Raw genomic sequence first — 20,945 nt, forward strand, 5'->3', positions numbered from 1 at the left:
AAAAACTCTCATTAATGTTCAGACGACACGCATGGGAAGAAAGGCCGAGGACCAAAAGCTCGCGTGGCATCCGTTCCTATTCCGAAAATCCGAACCGCCCGTTGTGCTTGACGCCTTCCGGCTGAGTGCTTGACCAACTCGGGAACGAAACGGCGCTCCCTGCCGGCCCTTCGATACGCAACTGTCCTTTTACTTCAACCGCTCCAGCGGGACTGGCCAAGAGGACTCTGCCATTGCGAACCTCCATGTACGCACCAGCGCCATCCGATAGCCGGATGCCCTGCGACGCGACAAGGGTCAGCTTTCCCTCAGACGAAGTGATAGCAATATCCTTCAACGCCATCAGATCCAAGCCATCGCCTTGGGCTTGTATTTCCACCTTTCCTTTCGATGCAAAAATTCGAATACCAAGCTTTGCAGCAAATAGAGATATCGCTTCGCCTGCGGCGACAGATATCCGCTTTAGGACACCCACATCGAAACCGCAACCTGCTGTCAAGAAAACGTGTTTACGCGCAGCAATTTGCAGATCGCTACCGGTAGCTAGGCCCACTCCATATGGAGCAGTCGCAACCAGACAGGCCTTCTGCAGGCCCAGCAGCCGTTTTTCGACAAGCGCACGCTGCCTGTCAACTTCAGCCGCCCACGCCTTCGCAGCGCTTGCAGATTTCGAAAGCGATTGCAGGATCTCCGTAGCCTGCTTGAAGGTTTCCGCCACATCGTCCATGTCGAGTTGCTTGCCTTCCGCGTTTGGCTGGTCTGCAGCGGTCAGGTATAGACCCTTTCCACCACGGAGCGCACCGAACTCGGACGTCCTTAGTTCGAAGCCGGATCCTCGCTTCTGTCTTTCTCGGTCGACCAAATGTCCAAGATTCAGCTGCGTCCGCCATCCGTACTCCGTCGACAGCTTGATCCCCTCGTGCCCCTCCCAGTCCTCGAAGCGCAGCTTGTTGTTGCGCTGCGTCCGGATCACGTTGCGCGATTGCCAGCCGTCCCGGCCGATGATCAGATCGGGATTGTGGCTGTTGTGCAGCGCGTGGGCGATATAGGGGCGATTGGGGTTGCCGTCGTGAAAGGCGATGGCGACCTCGGTGCCTTCCAGCAGCGGGAAGTGAAAGCCGGTCTGCACCGCGCCGGCGAACGGCTTGGCCAGCCGCAGCGGTACGCTTTCCTGGCCATTCGGCCATGCATCGAAGTCGAGATCGAAGCGGACGGTGTAGTGCCCGTCCTGCGTCAGGTAGGCATATTTGTATTGGCCCGGCGTGGTGACGCGACCGCTCAGCGTGCCGGCGATGCGCGGCCATTTGGCTTCGTCGACCGGCAGACGGAAGCGCCGGTCCGAAGGAATCGCCTGATAGGTATTCCGATAAGCCTGATCGCGGGCGCCCGTGTGGATGACTTCGGTGATGACCTGGCCGTTCGGCGCATCCGGCAGCGTCGTATCCATGCGAAGGATGCGCGCCGGGCGCAACGCCAGCACGTTGCTTTCGCCCTGATAGACGACCTGCCCGGCGATGGCCGCCTCGTGGCGCAGCAACGCCTCCCACTTCGCGCCGGCCATATCCAGATGATGCGTGCCATGAATGTATGGCTCGCCATAAGTCGTCCGATCCTTGTATGCAATGTTGGCGTCGGCCATGAGCCGCTCGTAGGCGTGGGCCGGGTTGTAGTCCGATGCCAGGACCGATCTGGCGACGGTCTTCGTATTGGTACGAATCGAAAAGACGGCTTCAGTGCCTGACTCCAGCCCTGCCGTCTCGCGATAGGGCACCCGCAGTTCGGGCTGATAGATGTAATGGTCGATGTCGTCACCGAACACCACAATTTCGCCAAATTTCCCCGGCGCGAAGTAGCAATACATGCCTTCCTGCTCCATCAGCAGGCGCACGTAATCCCAGTCGGACATCTGGTACTGCAGGCGGAACTTGTGCTCGGGATACTCGCGCCGTAGCCGAAAAGCGAACTGATGGCCTTCGAGTTCGTGGCTGCGCAGGATTGCCTCGATGATCTGCGGCGCGGTCTTGTGCTGATAGACGCGGCTGCGCGGTGTCAACCGCAGGCGCGTCACCAGCGGTTCCACGACCATCTCGTAGCCATGGAAGTCGCGCGTCTGGCGAGTCTTCGAGAACACCGGAATCCATCCCGCAAAGCGGCGCGGCTCGCTGCCATCGCCGGGGTCGATGACGAAGGTCGCCGGACGATTCAGGTAGTCGGCGCGGTCCAGCTCCAGCGGATGGGTCAGCTGGACGGTCACCCGGTAAGGCTTGCCGAGTGTCTCGACGGCCTTGAAAGACACCACCGACAGTGCGATCGCGGTGGGGGCGGCGGGGACTTCGAGGCGGTAGGACTGATCTCGCATCAGCCTTCCGACCAGCCCCATCGCCGCTTGCCCGACCTGCATCCATTCATCCGCCATGGTCCTCCACTCCCGTTGCAGCGTGGTCGCCGCATGATCGTTCGCGTCGCAGCGCCGCACGCAAGATGCCGCACGCTACCGGGAATTGATGATTGGAGAAACCACTGAGATCGTCTTTTCTGACGCACTGCAAATCGCCTTCCTCCGCCTCTCATTTTTCGCAACTCTGCGATGTACGACACCGATAGCGCAGTGCTAAAACGCCACGGGTTCGCGCACCGGATGGGGGCTCCATCCCGGCCAAACGAACATCAATCGATTGCAGTGCAACAGGAAATCAGACAATGGCTGAAAGCTTCCAGAACGAAGTGCCGAAGGCGCGGGTCAACATCAAGCTCGACCTGCACACCGGCGGGGCGCAGAAGAAGGTCGAGTTGCCGCTAAAACTGTTGGTCCTGGGCGACTACGGAAACGGACGAGACATCCGACCGCTCGCCGAACGCGAAAAGGTCTCCATCAACAAAAACAACTTCGATGCTGTGCTCGCCGATTTCAATCCCAAGGCGCGCATAGCAGTCGAAAACACCCTATCAGACGACGGGTCGGAACTTGACGTCGATATCGATTTCCGCTCGATGGACGATTTCAAGCCCGAAGCCGTCGCGAGCCGCGTGCCGGAACTACGCGCGCTGATGGCGGCGCGCAACCTGCTGCGCGACCTGAAATCCAATTTGCTCGACAACGCAACGTTCCGCCGGGAACTGGAAAAAATTCTCAAGGACCCTGCCCTTTCCGAACGGCTAAGAGCCGACCTGCAGGGAATTACGCAGGACAAACCCGCCACCCGCTGAACGGTCCTCGAGGAGATATTTCATGTCGAAGCAACAAATCGGGGCCACGCAAGGCCAGCCCCAAGCGCCAGCCGTGCTCGATGGCGCGACCAGGAGCGTCTACGAATCCCTGTGCGAGAAGATCAATCTGACGCCTGTAACAAGTACACGTCCGGTGGAATCATTCGAATGCGCCGACGCCCTTTCGGACTCCTCGCTTGACGAACGCGTCACGCAAGCCATGAGCGTTTTCCTGAAAATGATTCAGGAATCGGCCCAGCAAGTGGATCGGCTCGACAAGAGCCTGCTCGACTTCCATATTGCCAAGCTCGATGCGCAAATCAGCCGCCAGCTTGATGCGATCATGCACCACGAGGCGTTTCAGGAAATCGAGTCGGCGTGGCGCGGCCTGAAGTTTCTGGTCGATCGCACCGATTTCCGCAAGAACGTCAAGATCGAGGTACTTGATGTTTCGAAGGATGCGCTACGGCAAGACTTTGAAGATACGCCAGAAGTTATCCAGAGCGGCCTTTACCTGCATACCTATATTCGCGAGTACGACACCCCCGGCGGCGAGCCGATAGGATCGATCATCTCGAACTATGCGTTCGATCGCGGCGCGCAGGATATCGCACTGCTCCGCAATATCGCGAAGGTTTCTGCGGCCGCGCACATGCCATTCATCGGCACGGTGTCTCCGCAGTTCTTCGGTAAGGATTCGATGGAGGAAGTTGCCAGCATCCGGGATATCGGCAACTACTTCGATCGGGCCGAGTACCTGAAATGGAAGAGCTTTCGCGACTCGGACGACGCTCGCTATATCGGCCTGACGTTACCGCGCTTTCTGGCACGCCTGCCATATGGACCGGAAACCGTGCCCGTGCGCGCGTTCAACTATACCGAAGCCGTCAAAGGCCCAGACCATCGCCGCTACCTTTGGGCCAACGCGTCGTTCGCCTTTGCCGCAAATATGGTGCGCAGCTTTGTCCGAAATGGCTGGTGTGTGCAAATCCGCGGACCCCAGGCCGGTGGTCTCGTGGAAAACCTGCCAATCCATCTCTATGACCTGGGCACCGGCAACCAGGCCAAGATTCCGACCGAGGTGCTGATTCCGGAAACACGCGAATTCGAGTTCGCCAATCTCGGCTTTATCCCGCTTTCCTATTACAAGAATCATGATTTCGCGTGCTTTTTCTCCGCGCACTCCGCGCAGAAGCCGGCGCTCTACGAGACGCGTGAAGCGACGGCAAACAGCCGGGTCAACGCGCGTTTGCCGTACATCTTCCTGCTTTCGCGCATCGCTCATTATTTGAAGCTGATCCAGCGCGAGAACATCGGCACGACAAAGGACCGCCGCGTTCTGGAGCTTGAACTCAATACATGGATCAAGACCCTGGTGACGGAAATGACCGATCCGGGCGACGAGCTCCAGGCATCGCATCCGCTGCGCGAGGCCAAGGTTGTCGTCGAGGATATCGAGGACAACCCGGGATTCTTCCGCGTCAAGCTCTTCATCGTGCCGCATTTCCAGATTGAAGGGATGGACATCAATCTGTCATTGGTCTCCCAAATGCCGAAGGCAAAGAACTGAACCGTTGAAGCGGGGGGCACCACGCCCCGCAAAGCATCGAAGCTGTCGTGCCGCGGTTCTCGTTGCCTCGCACGACAGCGATTCCTGGTTGGGCGGCGCCCGGCCAGGTGGGCCCATGGCAATTACCGATCGACATGAAGATTTGCAGACCGTTGTGGACGCAGGGGATTTTCATGACTCCCCAACATTTTCAACAACAGACCTTGTGGGAGCGTCATGTTGACGAACAGGTTGCACGAATTTCCAGTCCTGAACCCTGGGGCGTTATCCGTGTCGAGCTCGACGACCAGGCCCTGGGCATCGACCGGCTCAGTCTTAACACGCTGACGGTGCGGATGCCCGATGGCACGCTTCTGGATACCGATACGGCAGATCTCCTGCCTTTGCCGCGCGACCTCGGTGTGGTGCCTGACAGCGCCGATAGCGTAGTCGTCACAATCGGCCTGCCTTTGTTTGATGCGCAAGGCAGTAACTGCGTCGAGGAAGGCGCCGCCCCCACGCGCCCGCGTCGTTTCCTGCGAGAGTACCGAGCCCTTCCAGACCTGCTCGGCGACGGCCAGGAAGAGGTCAGCATCGAGAGGCACGCGCTTTCCCTGCTCTTTGATTTCGAGCTGGCTACGGATTTCGTTACCTGCCCGGTCGCACGTCTGGTCCGTACGACGCGAGGGCATTTCGAGGTCGATCACACCTTTGTGCCGCCGTGTCTGTTCCTGTCCGCCAGCAAGCAACTGACGGATCGTATTCACCGGCTATCGGAGATTCTCGCGGCAAAGAGTGCGAGCCTGGCCGTACGTCGACGGGAACGCTCGGACCAGATTGCCGACTTCGCCGTGGCGGACGTGGCGTTGTTCTGGCTTTTGCACAGTGTCAATGGCAGTTGGCCAGAACTGGCGCGCCTTTCCGCGGCCCCACAGCAGCACCCGGAGCATCTCTATCGTGTACTGGCCAGGCTGGCCGGTTCGCTGCTGACCTTCTCTACGACAGAAACGCTTGCCGCCATACCCGCCTACAATCACCGCGCGCCTGAAGCGGCATTCGCTACGCTGGAAGTGTTGATTCGACGGTTGCTTGACTCGGTCATTCCGACGCGTGTAGTGCCGATTGCTCTGGAACGAGCGCGTCCGACGATCTGGATCGGCCGCCTCCACGACCAGCGTCTTGTTGAGGGTGCCGATTACTTTCTTTCCGTACAAGCAAACGTCCCTGCCCATACGCTGCTCGAGCAGATGCCCCGCCTATGCAAGGCCGGTGCGCCTGACGAAGTCGAACAGATTATCAATTCCGCCCTCCAGGGCATCCCGTTGCAGCCGTCGGCAAGACTGCCGCCTGCCATCCCCGTGCGAATCGAGAACCAGTACTTTGCGCTGGACAGTTCGCACCCTGCCTTCTCCCGGATGCTCGACGCGCGTGCATGCCAGTTCTACGTCCCGGCCTCGTTGCCGGATGTCTCCCTTGAGCTTTTTGCGGTGCTGCCGGCATGACAACATTGCCCACTGTTCTTCCATTGGCCTTGCGCGATACCGCGCTGACGGTGACCGAACTCGCGCAGGGCGCAAGACCCGCGGACACGTTCGAATCGTTTCGTGCCACCTGTCTGGGCCACATTGCCGACCTGAAGGCAGAGTTCGAGGCAGCGGGACAGCCGTCGCCAGTCATTGCGGATGCCGCCTACGCGCTGTGCGCGCTGTTCGACGAGATCGCCCTGCGTCATCTTTCGGACGCGGCGCGTGAGGCTTGGGAGCGTGAACCACTTCAAGTCCGTGAGTTCCAGAGCTACGACGCAGGCGACGCCTTGATCGCGCGCATCGAACAGAGACTTGCGGAGCCGCAACCCGTCGTACCCTTGCTGCTGGTTTTCTATACGGTCATGGGGCTTGGCTTCCGCGGGCGATTCGCCCTGGACGACAGCCCGTCCCGTGAGCAGCTGATCGGCGCGATCGATGCGCAGTTGGAGCGAGCGGGATGGCGAAAGCATGTCGGCCCCATAGTCATCACTGCGGGCAAGGAACACCGCCGATGGAACATGCCGCCACTCGCCTGGGTAGCCGTTGCACTGGCGGCGGCAGGACTGATCTACATCGCGCTGGATCGCTGGCTGGATTCCTCCATCGCCAGGCTGTCTGCTTGAGATGCCGATTGTGAAAGGCTATCCCTATCGCGCTGTTGCCAGTTGGGTGATGCTGCTTGCGCTGGCATGGCTGGCGTTCTGGTCTCCATGGTCTGATACCTGGAACGTGTTTCTCGGTCTCGCCGCAGTCCTGGCCGCGGTGGCTATGTGCTGGTGGTCCCGCCATCTGCGCACCCGAGAGGCACCATCACGGGACACATTGCAATCCATCGCGGCATCCCTTGATGGCTTGCCCAGCCATATCCGTCGCACTGTTCCGCTGGTTCTGACGCTAGGCGACTCCGCATTGGCGTCGACCTTCGGAGACGATCCGATCCGGATCACCGGCAATGCCGTCTGGGTGCGCGTCGAAAATGCAACCGGCCTGGCCGAGTCGGCTGTCGCGCTCCGGCATTGGCGTGACGGCCAAGGGCCGGATGCCGTCGCATGCCTGGTGGCCGCCGACCATCATCCCGACTACCCGGAGTTGTCCGGCTATCTGCGACGCTGGCATGCCGTCATTGCCGAGGCCGGACGCGCGCTAGGCTACCCGTTGCCGGTCTGCCTTGCCATCTATGCAGCGGAAGCCGGCGGACCACCCGACGAGTGTCCATGGTTTGGGGTGTCGGGGCGTGACATTGAGGACGGCGACACGCTGTGCGAAATCCTGTCCACGGGGCTGACGGCATACGCCCAGGTCGCGACGGCGTTGGACCGCGAGCAGCGCATGCATCGCGCCGCGCGCCTCGGCGCCGTCGCCCAATGGGCCGCCGACGTGATGTTGCCAGTCGTGCGCGAAGGCGCCGATTCCGGCTCGCACTTCAGTCCATTGAGGATGACGGCTTTCGGCGTTACGGCGGTATCGGGATCCCAGGGAGTGGCCTCGCATTTCGGCAAATTCACTTCACAACGGACCGGACTGGTATCCACCGCTCGCACCGCGCCACAGGCGGCCTACCCTCTGCCGGCGCCGCTGCTGGCCGGCATCCCGATCCAGCGGCCTCAACCTGTCCTGCCTCGCGCCGTGGCGCACGCCTTTGTTTGGCTGATGCTTGCCTTCTGCGCGGCCGCAGCCGCTTCGGCTTGGCAGAATCGGGCGCTGGTGGCGCGCGTGACCGAGGACATGTCCCGATATCGCCAGTTGGACCCGAAACATGACGCCACCCGGGTCGACGCCTTGCAGACGCTCAAGCGCCACCGCGACGTACTTGAAGGCTACCAGGTCCATGGCGTGCCACCCCGACTCGGGTTCGGCTTTTACCGTGGTACGCCTTTGCTGTCGCCGATCCACGCGTTGATTGCCGCCTACAGTCCGCCGGCGGCGGCGCCATCAACAATCGAACTCGATAGCCTGTCGCTGTTTCAAAGCGGCTCCGCCACGTTGAGTCCTGGTGCCAATCGCGCGCTGGTCGCGGCAGTGGCAATAATCCAGGCACATCCCGACAAACGCGTGCTCGTCGCGGGCCACACAGATTCCATCGGCAACGCCGGATCGAACCTGCGGCTATCGGAAGCCCGGGCGGCATCGGTTCGTGACTGGCTGTCCGATGCCGCGGGACTGCCCGTGACCCACTTTGCCATCCAAGGCTACGGTGATAGCCGGCCCAAGGCTTCCAACGACTCCGCCGCCGGACGGGCGGCGAACCGTCGCGTAGAAATCACACTTGTCACAGACTGTCGCGAAATAGCGCGCGGCAGTTCTGCAATCCCTGGCCTTCCGGCCTGTTCATTCCAACAAAAGGAGTAGCAATGGCAATTCCCGCATATATGTGGATCAAGGACGACGGCGGCGCCGACATCAAAGGCTCCGTGACGGTATCTGGCCGGGAAGGCAGCGTCGAAATCGTCGCCTTCGAGCATGGCGTCCATATCCCGACCGACTCGAATACGGGAAAGCTGACCGGCACGCGCGTCCACCGCCCCATTCAGTTCACCAAGGAGACCGACGCGGCCACGCCCTATCTTTACAAGGCCGTCACGAGTGGGCAGACGCTGAAGTCGATCGAAATCAAGTGGTACCGCATCGACGACGCCGGCAAGGAAAAGGAGTACTTCAACACGACGCTCGAAAGCGTGAAGGTGGTCGGCGTCACGCCGAAGATGCTCGACATCAAAAACCCCGCATTCGAAAAGCACAACCACCTCGAGGAGATCGAACTGCGCTACGAGAAGATCACCTGGTCGTACAAGGACGGCAACATCATCCACGCCGACAGCTGGAATGAACGTGCCTGACGCCTGCGCGTGACGGTTGGCCGGTGCCGCGCACCGGCCATTTTCCGCCTCGACCTGACACACCACGATACGCGACATGACCTCCCGCGACTACTCACCGTTCTTGCGCCGCCTTGACGAACCCAGCGCCCAGGCGCTGACAGAAGCCGCCTGCCTGTGTGAAACACGATCACATCGCAATATCGAAGTCGAACACTGGCTGATCGCACTGCTCGAACCCGGCGACAACGATCTGCCGAGGGTGCTGCGTCGCCACGATGTCAATGTAGACGCCATCCGAAACGGTCTGCTGGACTATATAGAACGCCTGCCGTGCGACCTCCGTGGCAAGCCTGGCGTGTCAGCGCGTCTTGGTCGATGGATGGAAGCAGCCTGGCTTCGGGCATCGCTGGACGGATCGTCATTGCTCGGGACAATTCATCTCCTGTCCGCCCTTTCGGAGCATCCCAGCCTGTTGCGCGCGCCCGACGCCTGGCCCTTGCTGACCGCCCCGATCGCGCATATCGACAACTGCCTGCCCAAGCCGCCCGCGTCCGCCGCCAGCACCGAGGATGTCACGCAGGGCGCGTCGGCCGTGGACCATCCTGGGCAGCAAGAAGCGCTGGCCCGCTTCACCATGGACCTGACCCGCAAAGCGCGTGACGGGCAAATCGACCCTGTGTTCGGCCGCGATGCGGAAATCCGCCTGATGATTGAAATCCTGGCGCGCCGCCGTAAGAACAATCCGATTCTGGTGGGCGAACCAGGTGTCGGCAAGACAGCCCTTGTCGAAGGTCTGGCGCTCAGGATCGCCAACGGCGATGTGCCCGCCGCGATCCGCGATGTCGCCGTGCTTGCCCTGGATCTGGGCCTGTTGCAGGCCGGCGCAGGCGTCAAAGGCGAGTTCGAACAGCGGCTCAGGAGTGTCATCGACGCCGTGCAGCAGTCCGCCACACCGATCCTGCTGTTTATCGATGAGGCGCACACGCTAATCGGTGCGGGCAACAACGCCGGTGCCGCCGATGCCGCCAATCTTCTCAAGCCCGCCCTGGCGCGCGGCGAACTCCGGACCATCGCCGCCACCACGTGGTCCGAGTACAAGCAGTACTTCGAACGCGATGCGGCACTGGAGCGGCGCTTCCAGATGGTCAAGGTCGACGAGCCCGATGACGACAATGCCTGCGTGATGCTGCGCGGTCTCAAGGACCGATATGCGCGCCACCACGGCGTACATATCACCGACGCCGCCGTAGGCGCGGCGGTTCGGCTGTCGCGCCGTTATCTAAGCGGGCGGCAACTGCCGGACAAGGCTGTCGACCTGATCGATACGGCCGCGGCTCGGGTACGCATGAGCCAGCAATCCACGCCAGCCGCACTTCTGGCGTGCGGCGCCGAACGGTCGTCTCTTGAGGTCGAACTTGCCGCGCTGCACGACGATCACGCCATGACTGGCAGCCGAGACGTGGCGCGGCTGGCATCGATCGACGCCCGCCTGGCAGAACTGGACAGCCTGAAGGCGAAGCTCGACGACGCCTACACCGGGCAACGGCTTGCAGCGGATGCCTTGACGACCCTCCGCGAGCAGTGGCGCGTCGCCCGCGGTACGTCGGCACGCAGCCAGCTGACGTCGGCCATGCAGGCGGCGCGCGCTACGCTCGTACAGGACAAAAACAAGCCCTTGATTCACGCTGAAGTCGACGAACACGCCATCGCCCAGGTCATCGCCGACTGGACTGGAGTGCCGATGGATACCTTGCTATCCGGAGAAGGGGCAACCTTGCTCGATATCGAAGCCCGCCTGGGCGCCATCGTGGTCGGCCAGCACGAGGCGCTCGCCGCGCTGGGCAAGAGCCTGCGAGCCGCCAAGGCGGGCCTGCGCTCGGAAACGTCGCCCCTTGGCGTATTCCTGCTGGTCGGGCCTTCCGGCGTCGGCAAGACCGAGACCGCGCGGGCCCTGGCCGACCTGATGTTCGCCGGCGAGCGATCGTTGATCACCATCAACCTGTCTGAATATCAGGAGGCCCACACCGTTTCGCAATTGAAAGGGTCGCCGCCCGGCTATGTTGGCTACGGTGAAGGCGGCGTGCTGACGGAGGCCGTCCGTCAGCGGCCCTATAGCGTGATCCTGCTCGACGAAGTCGAAAAGGCCCACCGAGATGTGTTGACCCTGTTCTATCAGGTCTTTGATCGCGGATGCATGCGCGACGGCGAGGGTCGGGAAATCGACTTCCGCAACACCGTCATCATCATGACCTCGAACCTGGGCAGCGACGATATCCTCGCCGCCACGCAAACCTGCAGCGAAACGGGCAGCGAGCCCGACGGCGCCGCGCTGTTGGCACTTCTACGTCCGGTGCTGGTCCGGCATTTCCAGCCAGCGTTGCTGGCGCGATTTCAGACCATCGTATTTCGGCCGCTTTCCGCAGAAGCCATGGCATCGATTGTTCGAATGAAGCTCGACAAGGTAGCGCGGCGCGTCGAGCAGCGGTTTGGCGTGCCGCTGCACTGCGACGAAGGGGTGGCAAAGGAACTGGTGCGGGCGTGCCTGCTGCCCGATTCGGGGGCGCGCAACATCGACAGCCTGCTGGATCAGCAGATTCTGCCCGTCCTCGCGCGCGAGTTGTTGATGCACGGGGATACGTGCCAGAGTGTGCGAGCGGTTCGACTGTCGTTTTCCGAGGAAGATGGCATTGGCATCGCCTTCGACACATCAGAAACCGCCCCTTCCACGACTGGCACCCCCGCATGACCCACGGCGGACCTGGCCTCTTCGAGGCCATCACCGGCTTCTTCGCGAATGGCGTCGCCATTGAGGAACTTGATCCGGCCACCCAGACTTTTCTGTCGGTACAGGACAACATCCAGCGCATTCTCAATAGCCGGCGCGGCTGCCTGGCCCACCTGCCGGACTACGGTCTGGGCGATCTATCGCTGATCTACCGCCACCTGCCCGCCTCGGCACACATTCTCAAGCGGGAGATCGAGACAACGCTGCTGCGCTATGAGCCACGGCTGAAGTCCATCGACATTGCCCTCGAAGTACCCGAATCCGGCATGTTGCTGAGTTTTGTGATGACGTGCCAACTGCAGAAGACGGGGTTGGTGCGCTATGGGACGCATTTCATGCCTGATGGTAAAACTCGACTCACGCTTCTAAAGGCTTCCCCGGATTGAAGGGCCGTGGACGGCGGCTCCTGCGCATGGCCATGGAAAAAAAAGAGCCCGATTGACACGCCGGCCGATATCGATGACGAACTCTTAGTCGGCATTGGACCGTACTATGGATTCGCAGATCCGTAGGCAACCCGCGACACCGGGTTCGATGTCCGAATCTCCTCAATTACCGTCTACTTCAACATAAACGCCATCGCCGAACAGCAATTCAGCATCCGCACTGCCGCCTGTACCGTCGGTGCCGTGAACGAGAGTGTTACGCCGTCCACGCGTTCGAAAGTGGGCCATTGGCAGAAGAGGTCCGCGTGCGCGGCGGTCTGGGTCTGCAGGCGGCATGTCACCGGGCCGGATAGTTCGAAGCAGCGGGCTTCGGGGTGGCCAATGGCCTGGCGGGTGACGGCTTCGGAGGCCTGGGCGATAGCTTCGCGGGCGGCGGCGGGGGACAGCGTCGTGCCGCTGCCCTGCCCGCCGGCCGTCTTGGTCTGCACGTAGCGCACCCAGGGCATCAGCGGTTGGGTTTCGGCGATGAAGACGTCGTCGCCGCTGGCCATCAGCACGGGGACGTCGAATTCGCCGGCCAATGCGGCGTAGATGCCCGCCTCGCCGAGTTCCAGCCCGTTGAACCAGACGCGCGCGAACGCGCCGCTATTGATCGTGTGGGCCAGTACGCCACGGCTCTGGGCGCGGCCGTGGTAGCCGATCATGAACACGCCGTCGCAGTCCTGCTCGACGCCGGCCATCATGCTCAGGTAGCGCGGCTTGCCCAGCACCAGTTGCGCGCGCGGGTCGATCTGATCGGGCAGCAGATTCCGGAAGCCGCCGTGCGAATCGTTGACCAGGACTTCGGTGGCGCCGCCGGCGAACGCGCCCTGCACGGCGGCATTGGCTTCGGCGGTCATCCAGGCGCGGGCGCGCTCGTATTCGCCATTGCCGGCACGCGTCTGTTCGGCGTGGAAAACACCGGCCACGCCTTCGATATCAGCGGAAATCAGGATCTTCATGAGTTCGGGCTTTACAGCAGGTCTTGCAGCAGCTCACGCAGCGCGCGGCGGATGTGGCCGTTACGGCCTTGAACGGATTCGGCGTGCCACAGCGCGTGGACGATGGCCTGTTCAACGCTGTCGGCCGCGGCGCGGAACAGCGGGTCCAGTTTCGATTCGTGGATCATCGTCACGGCCGGCATCGGCGCATCGGCCAGGTGCGGCACCGTATAGGCCGTCGAGAAGGCCAGTGCGATATCGCCCGAGCCATGGCCGTAGATCGAACCCGTCCGCGCCAGACCCGTGCCGGCGCGCATCGACAGGCGGCGCAGCTGGCGCGCGTCCAGCGGGGCGTCTGTCGCCACGATCATGATGATCGAGCCCTTCTCCGGTTCCGCCAGCGGCTTCAGGCGGGCGTTGAGTTCGGCGCCCAGCGCGCGGCCGGCCAGGATCAGCGATTCGGGAGTGCCGAAGTTCGACAGTACCAGCGCTCCGACCGTATAGCCGCCAGCCACGCGCGATGCCGTGCCGATGCCGCCCTTCGCACCGAACGACGACATGCCGCGCCCGGCGCCGACAGCGCCTTGTGCGACGTCCGCGCCCGCCGCGGCCAGCGCCGCGTCGTAGTGCTGGCCCTGCACGGCCATCGCCTGGATGTCGTTCAGATAGCCGTCATTGCACTCGAATACCAGCGGATTGACGGTGGGCCACTTGCGCCCGATCTCCGGATTTGACGCAATCGCTTGCCGGATCTGCGCCTGCGCCAAAGTGCCAACCGAGAACGTGTTGGTCAACGCGATGGGCGTCTCCAGCACGCCGAGTTCGTCCACCTGTACCAGTCCGATGCTCTTGCCGAAGCCATTGAAGACGGTGGCGGCAGCGGGCACCTTGTCGGTGTAGACATTCCCCGCGTGCGGGCGGATCACGGTCGCGCCGGTCTGGCAGGCGCCGTCGGCCAACGTGCAGTGGCCGACCGAGACGCCGGCCACATCGGTAATGGCATTGCGCGGGCCGGCCGGCAGGCTGCCGACGATGGGAGCGTTGGCCATGGAATCAGCGACGGTCGATCTTCGGGTCCAGCGCATCGCGCAGGCCGTCGCCAAGCAGGTTGAAAGCCAGCACGGTCAGGAAGATCGCCAGGCTCGGGAAGATGGCCACGTGCGGCGCGGTTACCATGTCGGCGCGCGCCTGGCTCAGCATCGCGCCCCATTCCGGCGTGGGCGGCTGTGCGCCGAGGCCGATGAACGACAGGCCCGCGGCCGTGATGATAGACGTACCGATCCGCATCGAAAAATAGACCACGATCGACGACACGGTACCCGGCAGGATATGGCGCATCAGGATGGTCCAGTCGGACGCCCCGATACTGCGCGCCGCCTCCACATAGGTCAGGCGCTTGAGCATCAGCGTGTTGCCGCGCACCAGGCGGGCAAATGCCGGCACGCTGAACACGGCCACGGCCATGATCACGTTGACCATGCCGTTGCCCAGGATGGCCACGATGGCGATGGCCAGCAGGATGCCGGGGAAGGCGAACAGCACGTCGCAGATGCGCGTGACGATGCGGTCCCACCAGCCTTCGTAATAGCCGGCCAGCAGGCCCAGCAGCGTGCCGATGATGGCGCCGATCACCACCGAGAACACGCCGGCGGCCAGCGAAATGCGCGTGCCGGCCAGGATCCGGCTGAAGATGTCGCGTCCCAGCGAATCGACCCCCATCCAGTGGGCAGCCGACGGCCCCGCGTTCAGCGCGTCGTAGTCGAAGTAGTTCTCGGGGTCGTACGGCACGATGTGGGGCGCCAGGATGGCGACCACCACCAGCAGCAGCACAAAGACGCCGGCGACCAGCGCCAGATGCTGCTTGCGGAATTTGCGCCAGAACTCGGTCCAGGGCGTACGGACGGATTCGGTGGCCGAAGCCGGCGTGGCGGTGGCAGACGTGGAAAGCTCGGTCATGTCAGCCTCCTTACTTGTAGCGAATGGTGGGGTTGATCACGGTGTACAGCAGGTCCACCACCAGATTGATCAGGATGAATTCCAGCGAGAACAGCAGCACTTCTGCCTGGATCACGGGGTAGTCGCGCATTTCCACGGCATCCACCAGCAGACGGCCCAGGCCCGGCCAGTTGAACACCATCTCCACCAGGATCGAGCCGCCCAGCAGGAAGCCGAACTGCAGGCCCATCATCGTCACCACCGGAATCATGGCGTTACGCAGCGCGTGCTTGATGACCACCACGGTCTCCCGCACGCCCTTGGCGCGCGCGGTGCGCACGAAGTCTTCCTGCAGCACCTCGATGAACGACGCGCGCGTGAACCGCGCCATCACGGCGGCCACGGCGGCGCCCAGCGTCAGCGACGGCAGGATGTAGTGCTTCCAGCTGTCGGCGCCGATCGACGGCAGCCAGCCCAGCTGCACCGAGAAGATTTCCATCAGCAGCATGCCCAGCGCAAACGCCGGGAACGAAATACCCGATACGGCCAGCGTCATGCCCAGGCGGTCGGGCCACTTGTTGCGCCATACGGCCGAACTGATGCCGATGGCCATGCCGAAAATCACCGCCCAGACCATCGACGTGACGGTCAGGTACAGCGTCGGCAGGAAGCGCTCACCGATTTCCTGCGAAACCGGGCGCTTGGAGCGCAGCGATGTACCGAACTCTCCCTGCAGGGCATTCGTGAAGAAGCGCACGAACTGCTCGTGCATCGGGCGGTCCAGCCCCAGGTCCTTGCGGACCAGTTCGACAGTGGCCTGATCGGCTTCCGGGCCTGCGGCCAGCCGCGCCGGATCGCCGGGCAGCAGGTGGACGAACAGGAATACCAGCACTGCCACCAGCAGCATCGTCGGTATGACGCCCAGAAATCGTTTGAGGAAGTAATTCAGCATCCTGACACCAGAAAACCAGAAATTTGAGACCGATGGCCGCCCGCCCTTTCACCCCGCATACACGGGCAGGCGGCCTCTCGGCTTACCGCATTTATAAACAGCTTGTTATGCACTGCTTACCGCGACTGCTACCACTTCTACTGCACCAGCTCCCCTCGTCCGCACGCGGCAGAGGGGTTGGGGAAGAGGGCCTGGAGGCTCTGCTTGCCGACATGCCGCAATTTGAACCGCCCTCCCCTTTCCCCCGCCCCCCCTCCCGCCCAAGCGGGAGAGGGGCGAAAAACAGCCAGTCTGCGCAACGCTTACTGCTTGATGTCGATCTCGTCGAAGTTGAACGAGCCGTCAGGCATCACGTAGGCGCCGGTCAGGCGCTTGGCGCGGGCGTACAGGATCTTCTCGGTGACCAGGAAGGCCCACGGCGCGTCGTTCCAGATGCGTTGCTGGGCATCCTTGTACAGCTTGGCCTTCTCGGCACGATCGGTCGTACGCAGTGCGCCGGCGATGTCGGCATCCACCTGATCGTTCTTGTAGTACGCCGTGTTCAGCAGCTTCGGCGGCATCGATTCCGACGCCAGCAGCGGACGCAGCGCCCAGTCCGACTCACCGGTCGACGACGACCAGCCCACGTAGTACATGCGCACCCCGGCTTCTTCGGGCTTCTGCACCGATTCCACGCGCTCCACGCGCTGGCCGGCTTCCAGGGCCAGCACCTGGGCCTTGATGCCCACCTGCTGCAGCTGCTGCTGCACGAACTGGATCACCTTCTGCGCGGTGGTGTGGTTATAGGCCGACCACAGCGTGGTCTCGAAACCGTTCGGGTAGCCAGCCTCCTTCAGCAGTTCGCGTGCCTTGGCCGGGTTGTACGGCCACGGGCCCAGCTTCTCGGCGTAGTCCACGCCATGCGGCACCACGCCATCGGCCGGCACGGCGTGGCCGGCGAAGGCCACCTTGGCCAGTGCTTCCTTGTTGATGGCGTAGTTGATGGCCTGGCGCACCTTCGGGTCGTTGAACGGCTTCACCGTCGTGTTCAGCGACAGATAACGCTGGATGATCGACGGCGAATCGATCAGGTCCACCTTCGGGCTGGCCTTGAGCACGGCGGCCTGCTCGAACGGAATGCTGAACGCGAAGTCAGCCTCGCCCGTCTGCATCACGGCCGAACGCGTGTTGTTGTCCACCACGGGCTTCCACGTGATCGTGTCGATCTTCGGATAGCCCGTCTTCCAGTAGCCGGCAAACTTCTTGCCCTTCAGGTAGTCGGTCTGCTTCCACTCCACGAACTCGAACGGGCCGGTGCCCACCGGGTGGAAGGCAATTTCCTTGCCGTACTTCTTCAGCGCGGTCGGGCTGATCATCACGGCCGACGGGTGGGCCAGCACGTTGATGAACGGCGAGAACGGCTCCTTGAGCGTCACGCGCGCGGTGTACGGGTCAACCACCTCGGTCTTGGCCACGCGGTTGAACAGCGTGTAGCGCTTGAGCTTGTTGGCCGGATCGGTCACGCGATCCAGGTTGGCCTTGACGGCCGTGGCATCGAACGTGGTGCCGTCGTGGAACTTGATGTTCTTCTTCAGCTTGAACGTGTAGACCAGGCCGTCCTTGCTGACGTCATAGCTTTCGGCCAGCACGTTGACCAGCTTCAGGTCCTTGTCGAAGCCGAACAGGCCCTGGTAGAACGATTTGGTGGCGGCCTGCGACAGCGTGTCGTTGGCGTCGTACGGGTCGAGCGTGGTGAACGTCGAATACACGGCCATCACCGCATCCTTGGCGGCAAAGGCCGGGGCGGCGGCCAGCATACCCATGGCGCCGACTGCGGCAGCACCGGCCATCAGCCGGAAAGAAACCTTGGACATCTCTTCTCCTCTATCGGGAAAGCAGGAATACAGGGGATACAGCGACTTCGGTACTACGGAATCGGTCAATAGGCGCCGCCAATGGCGTGCCGTGCCACGAAGTGGCCATGCGCGCCGCTGCCGGCCACGGCCACCAGCGGCTGCACCACGGGTTCGTCGCCGACCATGCGGATCGGGCTCGGAATCTCGTCGTTCAACGGTTCGCGCTTCAGATGGCGTCGCGCGGGGTCCGCAATTGGCACCGCGGACATCAGCTTCTTCGTATAAGGATGCTGCGGGTTCTCGAAGATGGCGCGGCGCGGGCCGATCTCGACGATCTGGCCCAGGTACATCACCGCCACGCGGTGGCTCACGCGTTCCACCACAGCCATGTCGTGCGAAATAAACAGGAAGGCCACGCCCAGTTCGCGCTGCAGATCCAGCATCAGGTTGACGATCTGTGCCTGAATCGACACGTCGAGCGCAGACACCGACTCGTCGGCCACCACCACCTTGGGGTTCAGCGCCAGTGCGCGCGCGATGCAGATACGCTGCCGCTGGCCGCCCGAGAACTCGTGCGGATAACGCGAAGCGTGCGCCGCCGTCAGGCCCACCTTTTCCAGCAACCACGCCACGCGCGCCTCGGCTTCCTTGCCGCTGGCCACCTTGTGCACCAGCAGCGGCTCCATGATCGAGTAGCCCACCGGCACGCGCGGGTCCAGCGACGCAAACGGGTCCTGGAAGATGAACTGGATATTGCGGCGCAGCGCCTGCAGGGCCGGACCCTGCATCCTGCTGATGTTCTGGCCCGCGAATTCGATCGTGCCGCTCTGGGCATCGACCAGCCGCAGCAGCGACCGGCCCGTGGTGGACTTGCCGCAGCCCGATTCGCCCACCAGCGCCAGCGTTTCGCCGGGATAGAGGTCAAAGCTGACCTGCTCCACCGCATGCACGCGGCGCGTGACCTTGCCGAACAGGCCGCCCGGCACGTCGAACCGCGTGACCAGGTCGCGCACGCGCAGGATCGGCTCGGCGCCGGCCGGCACCGTATCCTGCGGCACTTCCCTGACCGGAGCGGCGCCGTCGCTCACCTGCACCAGCGGAAAGCGGGCCGGCAGGTCCGTGCCCGACATCGCGCCCAGCTTGGGCACGGCCGACAGCAGCGCGCGCGTGTACGGATGGGCCGGCGCATGGAACACGTCGTCGGACGTACCCTCTTCCACCTTTTCGCCGCGATACATCACGAGCACGCGGTCGGCCACCTCGGCCACCACGCCCATGTCGTGGGTGATAAAGACCACGCCCATGTCCATTTCGGCCTGCAGGTTGCGGATCAGTTGCAGGATTTCGGCCTGGATCGTCACGTCCAGCGCCGTGGTCGGCTCGTCGGCAATCAGCAGCGCCGGCTTGCACGACAGCGCCATGGCGATCATCACGCGCTGGCGCATGCCGCCCGACAGCTGGTGCGGAAAGCGGTCCAGCACGCGGCGTGCCTCGGGAATGCGAACCAGTTCCAGCATGCGCAGCGCCTCGGCGCGCGCCGCGGCCTTGCCACGGCCCTGGTGCAGGCGGATCGATTCGGCAATCTGCTCGCCCACCGGGAACACCGGATTCAGCGACGTCATCGGCTCCTGGAAGATCATCGCCACATCGGCGCCGCGCACGCTGCGCAGCCTTGATTCCGTGGAGTTGACCAGATCCAGCACCTCGCCCGAACGGCGGCGCAGCAGCATGCTGCCGTTGGCGATCTTGCCGCCACCGTGCTCCACCAGACGCATCAGCGCCAGAGACGTCACCGACTTGCCCGAGCCCGATTCGCCCACCACGGCCAGCGTTTCGCCGCGATCGACGTGGAAGGACAGGTTGCGCACCGCCTCGACCGTGCGTTCCGACGTGGAAAAGCGCACCGTCAGGTTGTCCACCACCACCGCGCGTTCGGGCGGCAGCACGATGCCGTGCTTGGAAACAGTATTCTGCATATCAGCCGTAAATCCAGACGTTGACCGGTTCGCCGACGCGGGCCAGGCCGCGATACATGCCTTCGGTGTTGAACGGCAGCGTCACGTTGCCCGCGCGATCGACCGCGATCAGGCCGCCGCGGCCATGGATGGCCGGCAGCTTCTCCATGACCACGCGGCGCGCCGACTCCTCCAGCGACAAACCCGCGTAGCGCATCTGCGCCGACACGTCGAACGCAGCCGCCGTGCGGATGAACATCTCGCCGGTGCCGGTGGCCGATACGGCCGCCACGTCATCCGCATAGCAGCCGGCGCCCAGCACCGGCGTATCGCCCACGCGGCCTACCTGCTTGTTGGTCACGCCGCCGGTAGACGTTGCCGCGGCCAGGTTGCCGTTGGCATCGCAGGCCACGGCGCCGACCGTGCCGAACTTCTTGTCCGCATCGAGCGGATCGCCCTTGCCTTCCTGCGCGGCCCTGGCGGCCAGCGCGGCGGCATCGTGATCCAGCAGCGCCATGCCGGTGGTGCCCTGGGCGCGCTGCCACTGATCGTAGCGGGCCTGCGTGAAGTAGTATTCCGGCGCCACCAGCTCCAGTCCTTGCGCTTCGGCAAAAGCCTCGGCCCCTTCGCCGGCAAACAGCACATGCTCGCTCTTTTCCAGCACGGCGCGCGCGGCCAGCACCGGATTGCGCAGGCGCTTGACGCAGGCCACGGCGCCGGCGTTCAGCGTGGCGCCATCCATGACCGATGCATCGAGCTCGTAAGTACCGGCGTGCGTCAGCACGGCGCCCTTGCCGGCGTTGAACAGCGGGCATTCTTCGAGCAGGCGCACGGCTTCGGTCACGGCGTCCAGCGCGCTGCCGCCTTCGGCAAGCACGCGCTGGCCGGCCAGCAGCACCTGTTCCAGCGCGGTGGTGTATTCGCGTTCGCGGTTGGCGTCCATGGCCGCACGGGTGATCGTGCCGGCGCCGCCGTGGATGGCGATAACAGCTTGAGGCATAGGTCCTTCTACTTCC

16 protein-coding genes are annotated in these 20,945 nt (G+C 63.2%); 8 read left to right on the forward strand and 8 right to left on the reverse strand.

Translation table 11 applies throughout. The features are described from left to right. Positions 1–76 precede the first annotated feature (76 nt). Positions 77–2,401 carry a type VI secretion system Vgr family protein gene (locus BLQ58_RS16440; protein WP_254775989.1) on the reverse strand — a complete coding sequence of 775 codons (2,325 nt, stop codon included), beginning with the start codon at positions 2,399–2,401 and terminating at the stop codon, positions 77–79. A 299-nt stretch (positions 2,402–2,700) separates the two neighbouring features. Between BLQ58_RS16440 and tssB the strand changes: the two genes are divergently transcribed. The 8 genes from tssB to tssE all read left to right on the forward strand — a co-directional run bounded on the left by tssB (position 2,701) and on the right by tssE (position 12,272). Next, on the forward strand, positions 2,701–3,207 hold the full coding sequence (gene tssB, locus BLQ58_RS16445; RefSeq protein WP_092600144.1) for a type VI secretion system contractile sheath small subunit: 507 nt from the start codon (positions 2,701–2,703) through the stop codon (positions 3,205–3,207). A gap of 22 nt (positions 3,208–3,229) precedes the next feature. Next, on the forward strand, positions 3,230–4,777 hold the full coding sequence (tssC, locus tag BLQ58_RS16450; RefSeq protein ID WP_217636020.1) for a type VI secretion system contractile sheath large subunit: 1,548 nt from the start codon (positions 3,230–3,232) through the stop codon (positions 4,775–4,777). A 134-nt stretch (positions 4,778–4,911) separates the two neighbouring features. Then, positions 4,912–6,258, forward strand: coding sequence for a type VI secretion system baseplate subunit TssK (gene tssK, locus BLQ58_RS16455; protein WP_092600147.1), 1,347 nt, complete (start codon positions 4,912–4,914; stop codon positions 6,256–6,258). Then, the gene (locus BLQ58_RS16460) at positions 6,255–6,905 is read left to right on the forward strand and encodes a DotU family type IV/VI secretion system protein (RefSeq protein WP_092600150.1); all 651 of its coding nucleotides are present in this window, start codon (positions 6,255–6,257) and stop codon (positions 6,903–6,905) included. Before tssK ends, BLQ58_RS16460 begins: the two co-directional genes overlap by 4 nt. A gap of 1 nt (position 6,906) precedes the next feature. Further along, positions 6,907–8,631, forward strand: coding sequence for an OmpA family protein (locus BLQ58_RS16465; protein WP_175459932.1), 1,725 nt, complete (start codon positions 6,907–6,909; stop codon positions 8,629–8,631). A 2-nt stretch (positions 8,632–8,633) separates the two neighbouring features. Then, positions 8,634–9,119, forward strand: a complete 486-nt coding sequence (locus tag BLQ58_RS16470; protein WP_092600153.1) for an Hcp family type VI secretion system effector — start codon at positions 8,634–8,636, stop codon at positions 9,117–9,119. Positions 9,120–9,195: 76 nt separating this feature from the next. Further along, the gene (tssH, locus tag BLQ58_RS16475) at positions 9,196–11,847 is read left to right on the forward strand and encodes a type VI secretion system ATPase TssH (protein WP_092600156.1); all 2,652 of its coding nucleotides are present in this window, start codon (positions 9,196–9,198) and stop codon (positions 11,845–11,847) included. Next, positions 11,844–12,272 carry a type VI secretion system baseplate subunit TssE gene (gene tssE / locus BLQ58_RS16480; protein ID WP_092600160.1) on the forward strand — a complete coding sequence of 143 codons (429 nt, stop codon included), beginning with the start codon at positions 11,844–11,846 and terminating at the stop codon, positions 12,270–12,272. The genes tssH and tssE overlap by 4 nt, the downstream gene beginning before the upstream one ends. A 173-nt stretch (positions 12,273–12,445) precedes the next feature. On the opposite strand, the gene BLQ58_RS16485 is transcribed toward tssE, so the two are convergent. From BLQ58_RS16485 to BLQ58_RS16515, 7 genes are all read right to left on the reverse strand, one after another. Beyond that, positions 12,446–13,273, reverse strand: coding sequence for a M55 family metallopeptidase (locus BLQ58_RS16485; RefSeq protein ID WP_092600163.1), 828 nt, complete (start codon positions 13,271–13,273; stop codon positions 12,446–12,448). A gap of 11 nt (positions 13,274–13,284) precedes the next feature. Next, a complete protein-coding gene (locus BLQ58_RS16490) occupies positions 13,285–14,301 on the reverse strand; it encodes a DmpA family aminopeptidase (RefSeq protein WP_175459933.1) in 1,017 nt (338 codons plus the stop codon). 4 nt (positions 14,302–14,305) lie between these two features. Next, on the reverse strand, positions 14,306–15,208 hold the full coding sequence (gsiD, locus tag BLQ58_RS16495) for a glutathione ABC transporter permease GsiD (protein ID WP_092600170.1): 903 nt from the start codon (positions 15,206–15,208) through the stop codon (positions 14,306–14,308). A 10-nt stretch (positions 15,209–15,218) separates the two neighbouring features. Continuing rightward, positions 15,219–16,139 carry a glutathione ABC transporter permease GsiC gene (gene gsiC, locus BLQ58_RS16500; protein WP_092600173.1) on the reverse strand — a complete coding sequence of 307 codons (921 nt, stop codon included), beginning with the start codon at positions 16,137–16,139 and terminating at the stop codon, positions 15,219–15,221. A gap of 302 nt (positions 16,140–16,441) precedes the next feature. After that, complete coding sequence (gene gsiB, locus BLQ58_RS16505) at positions 16,442–17,992, reverse strand: glutathione ABC transporter substrate-binding protein GsiB (RefSeq protein ID WP_066733379.1); 1,551 nt, start codon at positions 17,990–17,992, stop codon at positions 16,442–16,444. A gap of 65 nt (positions 17,993–18,057) precedes the next feature. Then, entirely contained in the window at positions 18,058–19,950 is a 1,893-nt protein-coding gene (locus BLQ58_RS16510) for a dipeptide ABC transporter ATP-binding protein (RefSeq protein WP_092600176.1), read from the reverse strand. 1 nt (position 19,951) lies between these two features. Further along, positions 19,952–20,929 (reverse strand): isoaspartyl peptidase/L-asparaginase family protein, encoded by a 978-nt coding sequence (locus BLQ58_RS16515; RefSeq protein ID WP_092600179.1) that lies wholly within the window; start codon positions 20,927–20,929, stop codon positions 19,952–19,954. Between the last annotated feature and the right edge of the window lie 16 nt (positions 20,930–20,945).

This window comes from Ralstonia sp. 25mfcol4.1 (genome assembly GCF_900104095.1).
Lineage (GTDB): Bacteria > Pseudomonadota > Gammaproteobacteria > Burkholderiales > Burkholderiaceae > Cupriavidus.